This window comes from Halorubrum gandharaense (assembly GCF_054654575.1).
The window spans coordinates 1,133,756-1,147,644 of the sequence record NZ_BAAIET010000001.1 but is presented as its reverse complement, the minus strand read 5'-3'; the positions used below and the strand labels follow the sequence as shown (position 1 = coordinate 1,147,644).

At 63.7% G+C, this 13,889-nt stretch carries 15 protein-coding genes; 6 read left to right on the top strand and 9 right to left on the bottom strand.

Translation table 11 applies throughout. The annotated features are described in order from the left end of the window. Positions 1-188 precede the first annotated feature (188 nt). The gene (gene artA / locus ACYQ07_RS05420; protein ID WP_459878473.1) at positions 189-1,151 is read left to right on the top strand and encodes an archaeosortase A; all 963 of its coding nucleotides are present in this window, start codon (positions 189-191) and stop codon (positions 1,149-1,151) included. Between the two features lie 123 nt (positions 1,152-1,274). Here artA and ACYQ07_RS05415 read toward each other — a convergent pair whose 3' ends face one another. Continuing rightward, positions 1,275-2,990 (bottom strand): hypothetical protein, encoded by a 1,716-nt coding sequence (locus ACYQ07_RS05415; RefSeq protein ID WP_459878470.1) that lies wholly within the window; start codon positions 2,988-2,990, stop codon positions 1,275-1,277. 239 nt (positions 2,991-3,229) lie between these two features. Here ACYQ07_RS05415 and ACYQ07_RS05410 point away from each other — a divergent pair, with 239 nt between their 5' ends. Together ACYQ07_RS05410 and ACYQ07_RS05405 are read left to right on the top strand one after the other, a co-directional pair. Continuing rightward, on the top strand, positions 3,230-3,382 hold the full coding sequence (locus ACYQ07_RS05410) for a hypothetical protein (protein ID WP_459878467.1): 153 nt from the start codon (positions 3,230-3,232) through the stop codon (positions 3,380-3,382). Further along, entirely contained in the window at positions 3,373-4,623 is a 1,251-nt protein-coding gene (locus tag ACYQ07_RS05405; protein ID WP_459878464.1) for an MgtC/SapB family protein, read from the top strand. The genes ACYQ07_RS05410 and ACYQ07_RS05405 overlap by 10 nt, the downstream gene beginning before the upstream one ends. Before the next feature lie 59 nt (positions 4,624-4,682). Here the strand turns inward: ACYQ07_RS05405 and ACYQ07_RS05400 are convergent, their stop codons facing one another. From ACYQ07_RS05400 to ACYQ07_RS05390, 3 genes are all read right to left on the bottom strand, one after another. After that, positions 4,683-5,057, bottom strand: coding sequence for a CBS domain-containing protein (locus tag ACYQ07_RS05400; protein ID WP_459878461.1), 375 nt, complete (start codon positions 5,055-5,057; stop codon positions 4,683-4,685). A gap of 89 nt (positions 5,058-5,146) precedes the next feature. Then, positions 5,147-5,947: a diphthine synthase gene (gene dph5, locus ACYQ07_RS05395; RefSeq protein WP_459878458.1), complete on the bottom strand. Its 801-nt coding sequence runs from the start codon at positions 5,945-5,947 to the stop codon at positions 5,147-5,149. Between the two features lie 75 nt (positions 5,948-6,022). Then, positions 6,023-6,646 (bottom strand): hypothetical protein, encoded by a 624-nt coding sequence (locus ACYQ07_RS05390; protein WP_459878455.1) that lies wholly within the window; start codon positions 6,644-6,646, stop codon positions 6,023-6,025. Positions 6,647-6,828: 182 nt separating this feature from the next. Here ACYQ07_RS05390 and ACYQ07_RS05385 point away from each other — a divergent pair, with 182 nt between their 5' ends. After that, positions 6,829-7,941, top strand: a complete 1,113-nt coding sequence (locus ACYQ07_RS05385; protein WP_459877670.1) for a transposase — start codon at positions 6,829-6,831, stop codon at positions 7,939-7,941. Positions 7,942-8,230: 289 nt separating this feature from the next. On the opposite strand, the gene ACYQ07_RS05380 is transcribed toward ACYQ07_RS05385, so the two are convergent. From ACYQ07_RS05380 to ACYQ07_RS05370, 3 genes are all read right to left on the bottom strand, one after another. Next, positions 8,231-9,511: an RNA-guided endonuclease InsQ/TnpB family protein gene (locus ACYQ07_RS05380; RefSeq protein ID WP_459878453.1), complete on the bottom strand. Its 1,281-nt coding sequence runs from the start codon at positions 9,509-9,511 to the stop codon at positions 8,231-8,233. A gap of 154 nt (positions 9,512-9,665) precedes the next feature. Then, positions 9,666-9,890, bottom strand: a complete 225-nt coding sequence (locus ACYQ07_RS05375) for a hypothetical protein (protein WP_459878450.1) — start codon at positions 9,888-9,890, stop codon at positions 9,666-9,668. 116 nt (positions 9,891-10,006) lie between these two features. Beyond that, positions 10,007-11,098, bottom strand: coding sequence for an NADH:flavin oxidoreductase/NADH oxidase (locus ACYQ07_RS05370; protein ID WP_459878447.1), 1,092 nt, complete (start codon positions 11,096-11,098; stop codon positions 10,007-10,009). Between the two features lie 156 nt (positions 11,099-11,254). Between ACYQ07_RS05370 and ACYQ07_RS05365 the strand changes: the two genes are divergently transcribed. Beyond that, positions 11,255-12,082: a hypothetical protein gene (locus tag ACYQ07_RS05365; RefSeq protein WP_459878444.1), complete on the top strand. Its 828-nt coding sequence runs from the start codon at positions 11,255-11,257 to the stop codon at positions 12,080-12,082. A gap of 57 nt (positions 12,083-12,139) precedes the next feature. Then, on the top strand, positions 12,140-12,310 hold the full coding sequence (locus ACYQ07_RS05360; protein WP_459878441.1) for a hypothetical protein: 171 nt from the start codon (positions 12,140-12,142) through the stop codon (positions 12,308-12,310). Positions 12,311-12,431: 121 nt separating this feature from the next. Here the strand turns inward: ACYQ07_RS05360 and dpsA are convergent, their stop codons facing one another. Both dpsA and ACYQ07_RS05350 read right to left on the bottom strand, forming a co-directional pair. After that, positions 12,432-12,980 (bottom strand): DNA starvation/stationary phase protection protein DpsA, encoded by a 549-nt coding sequence (gene dpsA / locus ACYQ07_RS05355; protein ID WP_459878439.1) that lies wholly within the window; start codon positions 12,978-12,980, stop codon positions 12,432-12,434. 84 nt (positions 12,981-13,064) lie between these two features. Then, positions 13,065-13,865, bottom strand: coding sequence for a carbon-nitrogen hydrolase family protein (locus ACYQ07_RS05350; protein ID WP_459878436.1), 801 nt, complete (start codon positions 13,863-13,865; stop codon positions 13,065-13,067). Positions 13,866-13,889: the final 24 nt, after the last annotated feature.

Below are 13,889 nucleotides of genomic sequence, written 5' to 3'. Positions count from 1 at the left end.
CATTCCCGCCACTCGCTGACGGGTGAAAAGCACTCCTCCGCGTTCCGATGGTCATGTGAGCCAGCTCGCTCGTCGGACGCGATACGACCTCCTGCCATCCTGTTGCCACCGGCCACCCACCCGTCGAACGCCGGCGGCACCCGTGGACAACGATAAGGGCTTTATCCGCCGCGACCGACTGTTCGACCATGCTCGGTTCGGGCGTCCCGGCGATCCTGAGTGCCCTCCCCGACACGTTCACGTTCGCGTGGATCGTCGCGCTCCTCTTTGCGGCGGCGTGGGTGCTCGACCACCGTGGCAGCCCGGCGGGCCGCACGCTGGCGGCCGGAACCTGGGGACTGTTCGGGCTGTTCTGGCTGTCGATGGTCCCCTTCTTCGCGTTCGACCACCAGAGCTGGGTCGAGGCGCTGCTCGCGCTCGCCGGCGCCCCCGCCTGCGCGTACGCCGGCTACCTCCTCCACAAGGGCCGCGGGTCGCTGTTCGTGCTCACCCGCGCCGTCGCGCTGATGCTGTTCATCTACCTCCCGTTCGAGACGATCTCGGCGGTCACGGTCGCCGGCCTCGCGATCCCGGAGCCCCGCCAGGTGCTCATCGAGGTCGTCGCCACCCACACCGGGATGCTCATCGACCTGCTCGGCTACGCCCCCGAGCGCGTCACCAGCCACGAGGGGTACGACGCCGCCTACGCGTGGGCGCTGGACGACGGCCACACCGTCCGCATCCACGTCGTGCTCGCCTGTACCGGGCTGGGGAGCATGGCGATCTTCGGCGGGCTCATCGGCGCGGTGAAAGCCCCCCTCGACCGCAAACTCCGCGCGCTTGCCGTCTCGATCCCGCTCATCTACGTGCTCAACATCATCCGCACGTCGTTCATCTCCATCGTGGCCGGCAACCAGTACATGCACTGGCAGCCCGACCTCGTGCTCGCGCTGTTCGGCGCCACCGACCCCTACCGGGTCTCCTTCCTGGTCTCCGACCGCATCATGAGCCAGCTGCTCGCGGTCGTCGCGCTCATCGCGATCACCTACCTCGTCGCCCGCGAGCTCCCCGAGCTGGTCGTCGTGTTAGAGGACGTGCTCTACATCCTCACCGGCGAGGAACACGACCTGACGGAGTCGGTGGACCTCCCGCGCGAGCCGACGAACCGCTGACGGGGGTACCGACGCGCCCGCGGGCGTCCGCTCACCCGCGCCCGACGGCGGGATTCCGCCCTCTCGCGGTCGCCGACGCCGCCCGGCCCCCTGCCACGCCGCTTCCGTTCGGCGATCTCGCTGTTAAGGCCCTCGCCACCGTGTTACTTCTCCGGTTGCTCCATCGACAGTAGCATTGATAATCACTTCGTCACCGTCAGGGTCGACGGCGACACGGAGCGTCGTTCCAGTCTCAACCGGCGTCTCCGCGTTGACCGAACCAACACGATCGGCAAATGATCCTGGCGCCTCCGTGGGTTGTGCAACAAGCACCGACGCTCCCACGTCATCAATGACCGTTATTTGGAGGGTCCCGAGATTGCCTGCGTCCGGAGGGTCGTACTCAAAGGCAAGTCCCTCTTCCGGCACAGCTTCCGTTGCCGCTTCGTCAGTGAGCTCGTCAGTCGGGGCCCTAATAGTCGCAAGCTGACCGATCGCCTCATCATCATCAACGGCGAACACTGTTACCTCGTCACCGTCCGGATCAGCCTGTGTCGGGATTCCATCGCCCGATCTGATGGTTCCATCCTGTCTGGTGACTTCGTTTCTGCCGCCCGATTCGGCCGCAATCCGAATGCCGGTTGCGTGCGTCTCCTCCACAACATCAACCCAGAACTCACCAAATTCCCCTTCTATTGGAGGTTCGTACCGGAATCGTAGTGCACCATCGGGAACGAGCTCCCGAGCTTCTTCGGGAGAGAGCTCGCCACGGCCATCGTCATCCCCGATTAACCCGATCGTTTCAGCGTCGTACGTTCCGTGTGCGACGATCTGACCTCCATCGATGTCGAGAGTCGTGTCCGTTGCTGCCGTTCCGAACGATGATTCCACGGTCGCTTCCGTTTTCTCGCTTATCGTGTCTGCGAGTAGCCCGAACCGTGAACTGACGGTGTCTTCCGATAGGTCGATATCGACGGATGCAATCACATCCTCATCCGGCTCTGGTTCGAATGGCGGCTCTTCTGCTGCTACGTCAGTGAATGTGAACTCGTGCTCGGAAACCGGCCCGATCGCTCCGAATACCGTGTCACCAGCACCAGCCTGTTTCAAAAGCCACGCGACATCCTCATTTTCCTCCGCTATTGGTGGGTGGTCGCCTTGTTCAGTGGCGACGGCCCGTTCCAGCTGGTCGGCGTCGGGGGCAACAATGATTGCTGATTCACTCGTTGCAACCATCGGTGCATCCTCAAGTCCGTCTGGGACATCCGTCGGTTTGTATCGGGTATATTCGTCGATGTCGCTGACCTGATCGTAGGTGGCTGCAAACTGATCCGTATCCTTAGTCAACCGCTCGTCGAGTTCGTCACTGTCGAACGTCCCCAGAAGAACGACGGTTTCGTCGATCACCAGTACCTCGGTGGCGGTTGACTGCGTCTCTACTTCCGGATCGAGAATCGCATAGAGATCCGCACCAACCAGCGAAAAGGAATAGAGGCCGACGGTTCCCCCACCGATATCAAATGGGAATGTCACGAGTGGGTCGTTGACGGAGTCGCGCAAGCTGAAGGGAGTCTCATCACCACCATTTGCACTTTCAATATTGAGGTCCACGTATGCAAACACCAGTGTATCGTCGCTGGCGGGTATCCACTCCGCGTATTCCGGAAGCGATCGTTCGGCATCAACCGGCTCGTCCTCAACCGGCTCGTCCTCAACTGGCTCGTCCTCAACCGGTTCTTCATCATCGGTCTGGCCGAGACAACCAGCGAGTGCAGCCGTCCCAGCTCCTACTCCAATGAGCAATTGGCGGCGACTTTTCCCGTTTGCTTGGCGTGTCTCCTGCTGTGGTCGGAGGGCCATGATTTTGGTATCTCAATTGTTGATTGTTTGTCTGATAAGTCAACCGCTTTCTGGGCTGTGTAATCGACCGCGGACGTCGCAAGTGGACTGTTGTCCCGATTTGTCCGTTCGCGAGACCTACGCTCCCGTGATACCGTTTGATCGGACACGGCATCTCGGTCACGCGGATGTTGCACACGCTTATCTCCCACCATATGGCAAAGTATAGGCCGACGGCACCTGTTCGTCAACACTCACGCATGCAGGACGCGCGAGGCGACGGCCGGCACGGGGACGAGGGCGGACCGGGAAGCGGCGGCAGCGTCGGTGGCGGCGGCGCCGGCGCCGGCGCCGCGCCCGCGGGCGCCGTCGATGGCGGACCATTCGGGACGGAGGTGCGCGGATGCCGCTGAGCGAACTCGACCTGCTCGTCCACCTCGAGGAGAACGTCGTCAAGCTCGTGCTCGCCACCCTGCTCGGGATGTTCCTCGGGCTCGAACGCGAGTGGTCCCAGAAGACGGCGGGGATCCGCACGTTCGCGCTGATCAGCCTGCTCGCCGCCGTCTTCTCGATTCTGGACAGCGTCCCCCTGCTGGTGCTCGGCGGCGTCCTCATCATCACCAGCTCCGTCCTCCTGGCGGTCCAGAGCTTCGTCGAGGAGGAGGTGGAGGGGCTCTCGCTCACCACCAGCGTCTCGATGCTGGTCGCGTACAGCCTGGGCGCGCTCGTCGCCAACGGCCTCTTCATCGAGTCGGTGACGGTCGCCGTGCTCTCCTCGCTCCTCTTGGTGCTCAAACGCGAGCTCCACCAGTTCGCGTGGGGGCTCTCCCGCGAGGAGGTGCGCTCGGCGGTCGAGTTCACCATCCTCGCGTTCGTCGTCTACCCGCTGCTCCCGGCCGAGACGGTCGACCCGTGGGGCGCGATCCAGCCGCGGCTCATCTGGTCGCTCGTCATCGCCATCAGCGCCATCGGCTTCGTCAACTACGTCCTCGTGAAGAAGTACCAGGGGAGAGGCTACGCGTTCACCGGCTTCTTCGGCGGCCTCGTCAACTCGACGGCGGTCGTCGCGGAGATGGCCAAGCGGGCGAAAGGCCAGTCGGACCTGCTGTCGATCGCCGTCGGCTCGATCCTGCTGGCGAACGCCGCGATGGCGTTCCGCAACGCGGTGATCGTCGCCGCGTTCGTCCCCGACGCCGCGCTCGTCGTCGGCGCGCCGCTGGGCGCGATCATGATCGCCGGCATCGCGATCGCGATCTGGCAGAGCGACTGGCGCACCCAGCTGGAGGCGGACCTCACCTCCCCGTTCAGCCTCCAGAACGCGCTCACCTTCGGCGGGCTGTTTCTGGTCGTCCTCCTGATCTCCGTCGGCGCCGAGCGCATGTTCGGCGCCACCGGCTTCGTCGCCACCGCGTTCCTCGCGGGGCTCGTCTCCTCGGGGACGGCAACGACCACTGCCGTCTCGCTGCTCGGCACCGGGCAGATAACCGTGGACACCGCCGTGATGGGCGTCGTCGCCGGCACCGCCGCGAGCATCCTCGTGAAGACGGTGTTCGCCGCGACGATCTCCCGACAGCTCGTCCGGCCGGTCCTCATGTGGAACCTCGTGTTGATCGCCGTGGGGGTTCTCGTCGGCGTGCCGGTGTTGCTCTGGTGACTGCCGAGCTCCGGGGCCCGGGCCCCGGGCTCGACGACGATCCCCGTGCTCGCCGGCGACTACGACAGGTGGGCGGTCACGTCGGTCGAGGAGACCATGCCGACGTAGTCGTCGTCGACGACGGGGAGGTGCTTGATCCCGTACATCGTCATCATCGCCGCCACCTCCTCCATCAGGAGGTCCGGCGTCACCGTCTCCACCTCGGTGGTCATCACGTCGCGGACGACAGTTTCGTCGGCGTCCCTACCCGTGGCGACCGCGCGGATCACGTCGCTCTGGGTGATGATCGCGCGGTCGCCGCCGGTGACGACGAGCGCGCTGATCTCCGAGTCGGTCATCCGCCGAGCGACCTCCCGAAGCGGGGCGTCAGGGCCGATCGTCTCTAACGGAGTTGACATGACCTCTTGAACGCGCGTTCGCTTGTCTGGGTCCATGTTGTGTTACTTGGTACCAGCTCTATTGGGTGTGACGGTCGGGCGGACTTTTGACGTGGCCGGCTTGATGACGCGCGATTCGGCGACCTCTACTCCTCCGGAAGCAGCTCCGCGGGCGCCCCCGCCAGCCCTGCCAGCGCGTCGGCCTCGACGTGATGGAGGTCGCCGGGGATCACGAGCAGGTGGAGCGGGTCGCCGAAGTCGCGCTCGGCGAGCGCCGAGAGGCGGTCGGCGGCGACGATGGCGTCGGGCGACCCCGCTCGTGCGACGACGACCGCCAACTCGTCGGCCCAGCCTGCGGCGAGGAGCTCGGCGGCGTAGTCGGCGGTCATGTACTCCTCGTGGTCCGGGTCCGGCCCCGTGGGACCGGTTCCAACCTTGATGTCGAGATAACAGACGGTGTGGAGCCCGCGCTCGCGGTTCGCCTCGATCGTCTCGATCACGCTGGCGGGCACGTCCTCGCCGCCGTGCGCGTACGGGAACGGGAGCGTGACGGCCTTGCCGAAGCGGTAGTTCTGGAGTCCCGTCAGGCTGGAGGCGGCCGACTGGGCGGTGACGCCGTGGATCACGCGCGTGTCGATGCCGCGCTCCTCGGCGCGGAGCCGGAGGTCGGCGTGGGTCGTCGAGATCATCGTGTCGCCGGCGGTGAGGAAGGCGGCGTCGCCGTCCGCGGCGGCCTCAAGGATCGCCTCGGGATCCTGCTCGACGCCCTCCCGGGGGCGAACCTCGATCTCGGTGTCGTGGTACGCTTCGAGGTCCGCGACGCTTGCGCCGACCAGCTTGCTGGTGTAAAACTCCGCAAAGACGCGGTCGGCCTCGCGGAGGGCCTCCCGGCCCTCGACGGTGATCGACCGCTCGTCATAGAGACCGAGTCCGATGAAGGTGAGCATACCCGGAGTCGGGCAGCACGCGCCTAAAAGGGCGCGGAACGGGGTTCCGGGAAGCGGAGAGGGGACTGCCGTGTCTCACTCCGCTCTCCCCATCGGGGATGGGCGGGCGCTCCACCCGGCGACGACCAGTGGTGCGGCCAACACCAGCATTACGGGGATGAGTGCCAGTACGACTGGGATCGAAAACAGCACGACCGGTATCAGCCATCCGCCCCCGGCGAGAAACAGCACTGGGAGTGCAACGAGGGCGGCGAGCGGGACCGCACAGATTGTGCCGGCGGCCATCAGCCGGTGGCGGCGCGTGGTCGCGACCGCGAGGGGGAACGCCCACGCAGCCACGTAGCTGGCGAAAAACGGGAACGAAACGAGCATCTCAGCACGAACGGCGCCACTCTGGAGGAACTCCCAGTACAGCAGCGCCCCGCCGCTCACACCGAGCGCGAGCACGGCGACGACCACGGCGTCCGAAAACGAGCGCCGACGCTCCACCCACGCGGCACCGACGAGGTACAGCCCGAACACGGCGTGTACCGCGGCGATGCCGACCGATCCGAACGCGACCATCGAGAGCGTGGTCGGCAGCGACACCGCCGTCGCCGACCACTGAAGCCCGACCCACCCTGTAGCGACGAGGATCAGGACCCCACCGATCAGCCGGTCGTTAGCGTTGCGTAATCGCGTCTGGAGGGCGCGTCGCATATGCTGACCACTCCGTGCGGTCGTGAAAAACGTTTCACCCAGCAAGCGGCGCATCCAGCAAAGCGGATGCCCGTTTCCCCCGACATTCCGTAGTTACGGAGAATCGAGGAGAAAGCCTCTCCCTTTACAGTAGTTGCCGAACCTAGCTGAGACTCTTCACGCTGGGCGACGTTGGTTGAAAGATGGTCCAGACAGCTGAAGCGAAACAAGCGTGTCGTGCCGCTTCGACGCTGCTGTATCCGCAATTAGAGTTCGGTGTCAAACCGTGCGGGAAGTACACGAGAGAGGATTTCCACGAAATCCTCTCTCGTATCGCCTTCGATCACGAGTTTGCAAATACGGGTGGGAAGACGCTTCAACTTGAGCGTGGCGAGCAAGTGAACGTCACGTCCGCTGCTCGGAACCCGCTCGCTAAATCGCTACTGTACCACTTGCGAAACCTCTCGACGGACGCCATCGACAACCAGTTCGATGGCGTCCGAGATCGGTTGTTCGAAGTCCTTCGATCTCAGCGGCGACTTCCCGCGTTCGTCGATGTTGCCATCGATCTCCACGAGTGGCGGTACTACGGCTCTGCCGAGACTGATCACGTGATAACGACGTATCCAGACCTTGGTACGAACAAAGCGTTCTGTTTCGCAACGCTGTGTATCGTTGCGCCACACACGCGGTTTACGCTTGAGGTAGTGCCGATGGACGCGAACGGCTTTCGCGCCAAGCGCGACGCCGTTCGTTCCTTGCTCGAAACGGCCCAGCAGTACGTTTCAATTCGGCACGTGTACCTCGACCGTGGGTTCTACCAAGTCCACGTCGTCGAAGAGTTAGAACAGCTGGGTGTCGATTATATCGTGCGAGCACGTCCGAGTAGTGGAATGAAAGACCGTCTCAGCGCCGGCGCTGAGACGGTCGCCGATGAGTACACAATGCAACGCAAGCGCAAGCCAACGGCGGCAGTGGATGTTACAGTCTTCGCGGTTCCGCACCGTACAACCGACGATGAGCACGTATGGTTTGTGACGAATTTGGACGTCGATGCTTCGACAGCGAAAGCGTACGCGGCGGCGTTCCGCCGCCGCTGGGGGATCGAAACGTCATATCGGCAGATCGGTGATTTCCTCCCGAGAACGTCGTCGCCGACGTTCTCGGTTCGGTTGTTCTACTTTCTGTTCGCGGTGTCGCTGTACAATCTCTGGGTGTTAGCCAACGTGTTAGCTTCAGATGACAAAATTCCACAGACACCGCCGATCTCTACACGAATCTTCCGTAGATTCGTTCTCTCGACAGAGTACGGCTGAATACCCATTCGATTCCGACCGGGATGACCGGTGAGTGCGCCCCGTTATCCAGAGGCATCGCTCGGGAGCGCCGCTGGCGCGTCGCTCCCTCAGTGAATTTGTCACAGCGCAATTCGACACGACGGCGAGATCTCCAATCACAGCAGCTTGCTCAGTGCGGAGCAGAATCCGATTCGGCAACTACTGTGAAGGGCGTCACCAGAACGCACAGCGTTCTGGTTGCCCGCCAGACGTAGTCTGGGGACGAGGATTCCCACGGCACCGCGCCGCTGAGTTGGGATATTGTGGTTTACGACGTGACCTGTTCTTGAGGCGCGAATGCGCCAGTTTCCTTGTCAAACAGGTACGTCGATGGCTGTGCCAACCAGCCGTTACTCCTATTCACCGAGAGATTCGGTGAACTCGGAGATACTTTCTGTCGAATGTTCTCAGCACCGTTCACGTCCGCGTTCGCCGTCGTCCCGCACTCATCGCACACGTACAATCCGCGTTCGACACGGTTCGCCTCCCGTTTACGACCACAACAGGAACACGACTTCGACGTGTCACGCTCGGACACCTCCTCAACGGTGATTCCCTCCATCTCGGCTTTGTAGGTGAGCAACTCCGTGAACCGGTCGAACGCCCACGAGTGCAAGTCGAGATTGCCGTGTGTGCCCCAGTCTTTCGACTCTCCGTTTTCGTCCTTCTCGCGGATTCCGGAGAGATCACCGATCACAATCGCTCCTACACTCTCCTCAACACACCGTTGAACGATGTGCTTCGAGAGGGTGTGGAAGTAGTGGGTGCGGCGAGCCGATTTCTGCTGGTTCAGCCGCGTGGCTTGTTCAGAGTTTGAGTCGTCGCACCGAGCAAGCCGCTTGCTGAAGTAGTAGTCGTCCTGCTTCAGACAGTTCAGCGGGTACAGCTCGCTGTAGCCGTCTTCGTAGGCGAGTGCGGCGAAGTTGTTGATACCGAGGTCGATGCCGACGGTCTGCTCGCCGGGTGACTTAGACACCTCAATCGCCACCTTACAAACGAAGTGGAGTTCCCATTCATCCCCTGTCCAAACCGCCTTCACTTGCTGGACGTTCTCCACGGCAGAGAGGTCAACGTCGGGGCGAGTTTGGTATTTGCAGAGGATGAAGTCCGACCAATACTCTTTGAGATTCGATCCCTGTGAGAGTCGGACGCGATTGTACTGGGTGTCAAGTTTGAAGCCAGCGGCCTTGAACGTGACCGTCGAACGCGGATGATCGTCACCGCGTTTGCGGTAGCCGGGCGGGTTTGCTCTCGCGTCTCCGTTTTGTCGTTTGCCGTACCAGCCGTTGAACGCCTCAGCGAGTTCTTGAAGGACTCGCTGACTTGACTGAGAATGCAGGTCATCGTAGCGTTCGTGGGTCTTGAGGTACGTGGTGAGTTCGTTGTGGTTTGGGATGTGGCCGATCTCCGACCACACGTGGTCACACGTCCACCGCCCGACGTTCCAGAGTTTTGAGGCTGCGAACCCGAGGGCATCAAGATCGTCCGACACCTGTGACTGATTCCGAATGGAAGCAGTATAGGTGCGCGTGACGACCTGTTTTGCCATACGTAACCTACGACAAGAATCCTACTTAATAGTGGTTGTTTATAGGGCGTGGAATATCCTGCCGTGCCATCGAACCGTGGATTGTGTAGGGGCTGTCGGATTCATCCTCGCCCTAAAGGGAGAGGCTTTCTCCTCGATTCTCCGTAAACCACACTCATCTATCATCGGGAATAGTGTCGGTAGAGTTAGACGATATGAATACTTCATAGACCACTCCCGCAATCATTCCAATGCCGCCAATTGAGAGAAGCACTGGGACAAGAGCCATATTCCCAGATGCGACACTAGAGAGGCCCATCCCTCCAAGAATAGCACCACCGACGACTATCGATGCATAATACAGACGTGTTCTATTCACATCTATAATCTTATTTCCCATCGGTATTTTTCCTCTAATATAGAGTCGGCCTATAGACGGCAATACATTCGCACTTCTTATCGACCGGCTGTTTCAATTGAGAATATATCTGACGAATAGGGTTTCAACACAGCCTTTTAATCAAACGTTCCGCGCCGGTACTGCACCGGCCACTCCACGTCCTCGCCGAGTTCGTGGGCGGCCTCCAGCGGCCAGTAGGGGTTCCGGAGCATCTCCCGGCCGAGCGCGACGAGGTCGGCGCGGTCGTTGCGCACGAGGGCGTCGGCGTGCTCGGCCTCCGTGATCTTTCCGACGGTTGCGACGGGGACGCCGCTCTCCTCGCGGATGCGCTCGGCGTTCGGCACCATGTAGCCGGGGCCGATACTGGGGACCTCCTGGTCGGGGTGGATGCCGCCGCCGGAGACGTCGATCAGGTCGGCGCCGGCCTCCTCAAGCAGGGGCGCGAGGCGGGCGGACTGCTCGACGGTCCAGGAGTCGCGGTCGTCGATCCAGTCGGTCGCGGAGATGCGGACGAAGACGGGCTTGTCGTCCGGCCACACGTCGCGCACGGCGGCGACGGTCTCGCGGAGCGCGCGCGTGCGGTTCTCGAAGCTCCCGCCGTACTCGTCGTCGCGGTCGTTGGTCACGGGCGAGAGGAACTGGTGGAGGAGGTAGCCGTGGGCTGCGTGGACTTCCGCGACCTCGAAGCCGGCGTCGAGTGCGCGCTCGGCGGCCGCACGGTACGAGTCGACGACGCCCTCGACCTCCGCCGTGGAGAGTCGGCGCGTGGCGGCCTCGTCACCCTCCGCGTGCGGGTACGGCTCGTCAGTTGCGGACACCGTCTCCCACCCGCGCTCGGTGTCAGCCGGAATCGCTCCGCTCCCCTCCGCCGGCGGGGCGTGAGAGGCCTTCCGCCCGGCGTGGGCGAGCTGGATCGCGGGGACCGCGCCCTGCGATCTGATGTAGTCGGTCGTGGGGGCGAGTGCCTCGGCGTGCTCGTCCGACCAGATGCCGAGACAGCCCGGCGTGATCCGGCCTTCGGGTTCGACGGCGGTCGCTTCGGCCATTACGAGCCCGGCGCCGCCCGTCGCGCGCGTGCCGAGGTGGACGTGGTGCCACTCGGTCGCCACGCCATCCTCGGCGGAGTACTGGCACATCGGCGAGAGCATGATGCGGTTCGGCAGCTCCGTCTCTCGGAGGGTCAGCGGCGAGAACAGCGAGTCAGTCATCGTCGGACGATTGGCCTCTAAAGGGTAAGCCGCTCCGATAGCCCGACGGGATTGCCAGTACCGGAGCCGACGCGGCGACCGACGAACCCGCGGGCGGCGAGCCGTGCGGCTTGCCGACTGTCTCCCCTTTTACTCCCCACGGAGCCACGAACGGACATGACGCTTTCCACCGAGGAGATCATGGAGCTGAGTTTGGAGCTCGTCGATTGGGACGAGGTCCCCGCCGACTCGACCGTCTACGTGCCCGGCGAGGGGATCGAGACGGCGCTCGTCGGCATCGACCTCGAAAGCCCGGAGATCCAGCTGGCACACGACCAGGGGTACGACCTCGCGTTGGCCCACCATCCGACCGGCGACGAAGCCCGTGTCGAGTTCACCGACGTGTTGGAGGTGCAGGTCGACTTCATGACCGACCACGGCGTGAGCGAGGCCGACGCCCGCGACGCGGTCGCCGACCTCGTCGAGGGGATGGAACACGGCGCACACGTGGGGAACTACCGGCACGACCCCTCCATCGCGGAGCTGCTGGACCAGCCGTACATGAACATCCACCTCGCCCCCGACGAGATCGGTCGGCGGATCATGGCCGAGGTCGCAGCAGAGCTGCCCGCCGATGCGACCGTCGGCGACTACGCCGACGCGCTCGGCGAGCTCCCGGAGTTCGCGGACGCGCTCACCGACATCGAGCTCCGCGTCGGCGACGAGTCGAACCCGCTCGGGGAGCTTGCCGTCCACCACGCCGCGGGGACGAACGGCGGCGCCGACGTGGCGCGCGCCTACTTCGAGGCCGGCGTCGACACCGTCCTCTACATCCACGTCTCACACGCGGACACGAAGACGCTCCGCGAGGAGTTCCCCGACAAGAACCTGCTCGTCACCGGCCACATCGCCAGCGACGCCATCGGGCTCAACGTCCTCATCGACGCGCTGGAGGAGCACGGCGTGGAGTGCACGACGATATCGGGATGCGGCATCGGCCGCTGACTCTCGGGTTTAGGCCGACCGAAACGTATAATGGTGCGTGGCGCCCACTCCCTGTCAATGAGTACCGGAGACGGCATCGGCGCCGACAACGAGGCTGCCGACGAGCCCGAATTCGAGTCGCCACGGGTGGCTGCTAACCGAACGTCCCCCGACCGCATCGTGTTCACCGAGACGGGCAACACCGACGGCTGGATCGCGACGGATCTCGCCGTCGAGCTCGAACGGTAGCTGGTTTTTCAGTCCGTTTCAACCAGATCTCCGCTCGACGAGCGAGACGCTCACTGGGTGGTTAGTCTCAAAAAAGCGGGGTTACGCGGCCGAGGTCGTGGAGCGTCGAGCGTCCGGTCGACTACTCCAGCGTGCCCTGGCTGACGAGCGTGTCGTCCTCGAGGTAGTGTTCGAGGTGGTGGCCGTGTTCCTCGACGTCAGCGAGGATGTCGCGGAGGAGCTCCTCGGTGTTGTAGTCGCCGAGGTTGTTGGCGAGCTGGATGTGCTCCCGGAGCGTCTCCGTGATGTCGCCGAACATCTCCAGGTCGTTCTCCAGCGACGTGCGGATGTCGTACACGTCCTTGCCCTCGGGCGTCACCGGCGCGTGCTCCTCGAAGTTCGCGCCGCCGGACAGCGGCACGCCGCCGAGCGCCTGCGCGCGCTCGGCGAGCAGGTCGGCACCCTCCTCGAGGTCGGCCGCAACCTCGTCGAGGTAGAGGTGGAGGTCGCGGAACTCGGCGCCCTCGACCACCCAGTGGTGCTTTTTGACCTGGTGATAGAGGACGTACGTCGCCGCGAGATCCGTGTTGAGCGCGTCGACGAGCTGCTCGGCCTTCTCCTCGGGAATGCGGATCGCCTCGCTCTCGTGAACGTCGCCGTACTGCTGACGGGCGTGTTTCTGGGTGCTCATAACAACTCAATGTTCGGTCGCATTGCACTTAAACGTTGCCGCCCACAAAACGAGAGTTTTTGAAATTGAAAGGAGACTTTCCATTTACCCAACATTCACGTCGACGAGCGCCCGCTGTTCACGCAATGTCTCCTGGTCGAGCGTGGCCACCAGATCGCGCGGTTCGCGGCCGAGCGCGGCGCCAACCTGGCCATCAGGACGTGCCACGAGGGAGTTCCCCGCGTAGCGCGTGGTTTCCCCGCTGCCGACCTCCTTTTCGCCCGTGCGGCCAACGCCGACCACCCACCGAACGCCGTCGAGCGCCCGCGCCCGGAGGAGGAGTCGCCAGTTAGCAGTGTGTGCTGCGGGCCAGGCGCCGGTGACGAACAGCGCGTCCACACCCCGTTCCGTGAACCACGCGCTCTCCGCGACGAAGTTGAGGTCGTAGCAGGTGAGCAGTCCGGTGGTCCCCGCAGCCGTCTCCACGATGGCGCGCTCCGTCCCGGGTTCGAGGTGGTCGGTCTCCGCCCCCCACAGGTGCCGTTTCCGGTACGTTGTGGTCGCTCCGTCGGGCGCGACGTAGGTGCTGGCGTTGTGGAGCGGGGCATCGTCGTCAGCGGAGTCCCCCTCGCCCGTTTCCACGTACCCGGCCAACACCGCCACACCGTGTTCGCGCGCGGCGGCCGACAGCTCATCAGCCACGAACGACTCGGTGAGGGCGACCTCCCGCAGCTCGTCCTCGTCGTCGACGAACCCGGTCAGCGCGTACTCGGGAAACAGTGCGACATCGACGCGGTCGGGAAGTACAGCCACGCGCTCGCGGAGCCGCGAGAGATTCCGCACCGGCTCGAGGTCGGCTACCTCGGTCTGACACGCCGCGACGGTGGGGCTGGAGGCGTCGCTCACGGAACCGTCTGGTGCGGCTTCCCT

Excerpts from the sequence above, each read along its gene's own strand:
- artA (WP_459878473.1), top strand. The coding sequence starts at position 189 with ATGCTCGGTTCGGGCGTCCCGGCGATCCTGAGTGCCCTCCCCGACACG.
- ACYQ07_RS05415 (WP_459878470.1), bottom strand. The coding sequence starts at position 2,990 with ATGGCCCTCCGACCACAGCAGGAGACACGCCAAGCAAACGGGAAAAGT.
- ACYQ07_RS05410 (WP_459878467.1), top strand. The coding sequence starts at position 3,230 with ATGCAGGACGCGCGAGGCGACGGCCGGCACGGGGACGAGGGCGGACCG.
- ACYQ07_RS05405 (WP_459878464.1), top strand. The coding sequence starts at position 3,373 with ATGCCGCTGAGCGAACTCGACCTGCTCGTCCACCTCGAGGAGAACGTC.
- ACYQ07_RS05400 (WP_459878461.1), bottom strand. The coding sequence starts at position 5,057 with ATGGACCCAGACAAGCGAACGCGCGTTCAAGAGGTCATGTCAACTCCG.
- dph5 (WP_459878458.1), bottom strand. The coding sequence starts at position 5,947 with ATGCTCACCTTCATCGGACTCGGTCTCTATGACGAGCGGTCGATCACC.
- ACYQ07_RS05390 (WP_459878455.1), bottom strand. The coding sequence starts at position 6,646 with ATGCGACGCGCCCTCCAGACGCGATTACGCAACGCTAACGACCGGCTG.
- ACYQ07_RS05385 (WP_459877670.1), top strand. The coding sequence starts at position 6,829 with ATGGTCCAGACAGCTGAAGCGAAACAAGCGTGTCGTGCCGCTTCGACG.
- ACYQ07_RS05380 (WP_459878453.1), bottom strand. The coding sequence starts at position 9,511 with ATGGCAAAACAGGTCGTCACGCGCACCTATACTGCTTCCATTCGGAAT.
- ACYQ07_RS05375 (WP_459878450.1), bottom strand. The coding sequence starts at position 9,890 with ATGGGAAATAAGATTATAGATGTGAATAGAACACGTCTGTATTATGCA.
- ACYQ07_RS05370 (WP_459878447.1), bottom strand. The coding sequence starts at position 11,098 with ATGACTGACTCGCTGTTCTCGCCGCTGACCCTCCGAGAGACGGAGCTG.
- ACYQ07_RS05365 (WP_459878444.1), top strand. The coding sequence starts at position 11,255 with ATGACGCTTTCCACCGAGGAGATCATGGAGCTGAGTTTGGAGCTCGTC.
- ACYQ07_RS05360 (WP_459878441.1), top strand. The coding sequence starts at position 12,140 with ATGAGTACCGGAGACGGCATCGGCGCCGACAACGAGGCTGCCGACGAG.
- dpsA (WP_459878439.1), bottom strand. The coding sequence starts at position 12,980 with ATGAGCACCCAGAAACACGCCCGTCAGCAGTACGGCGACGTTCACGAG.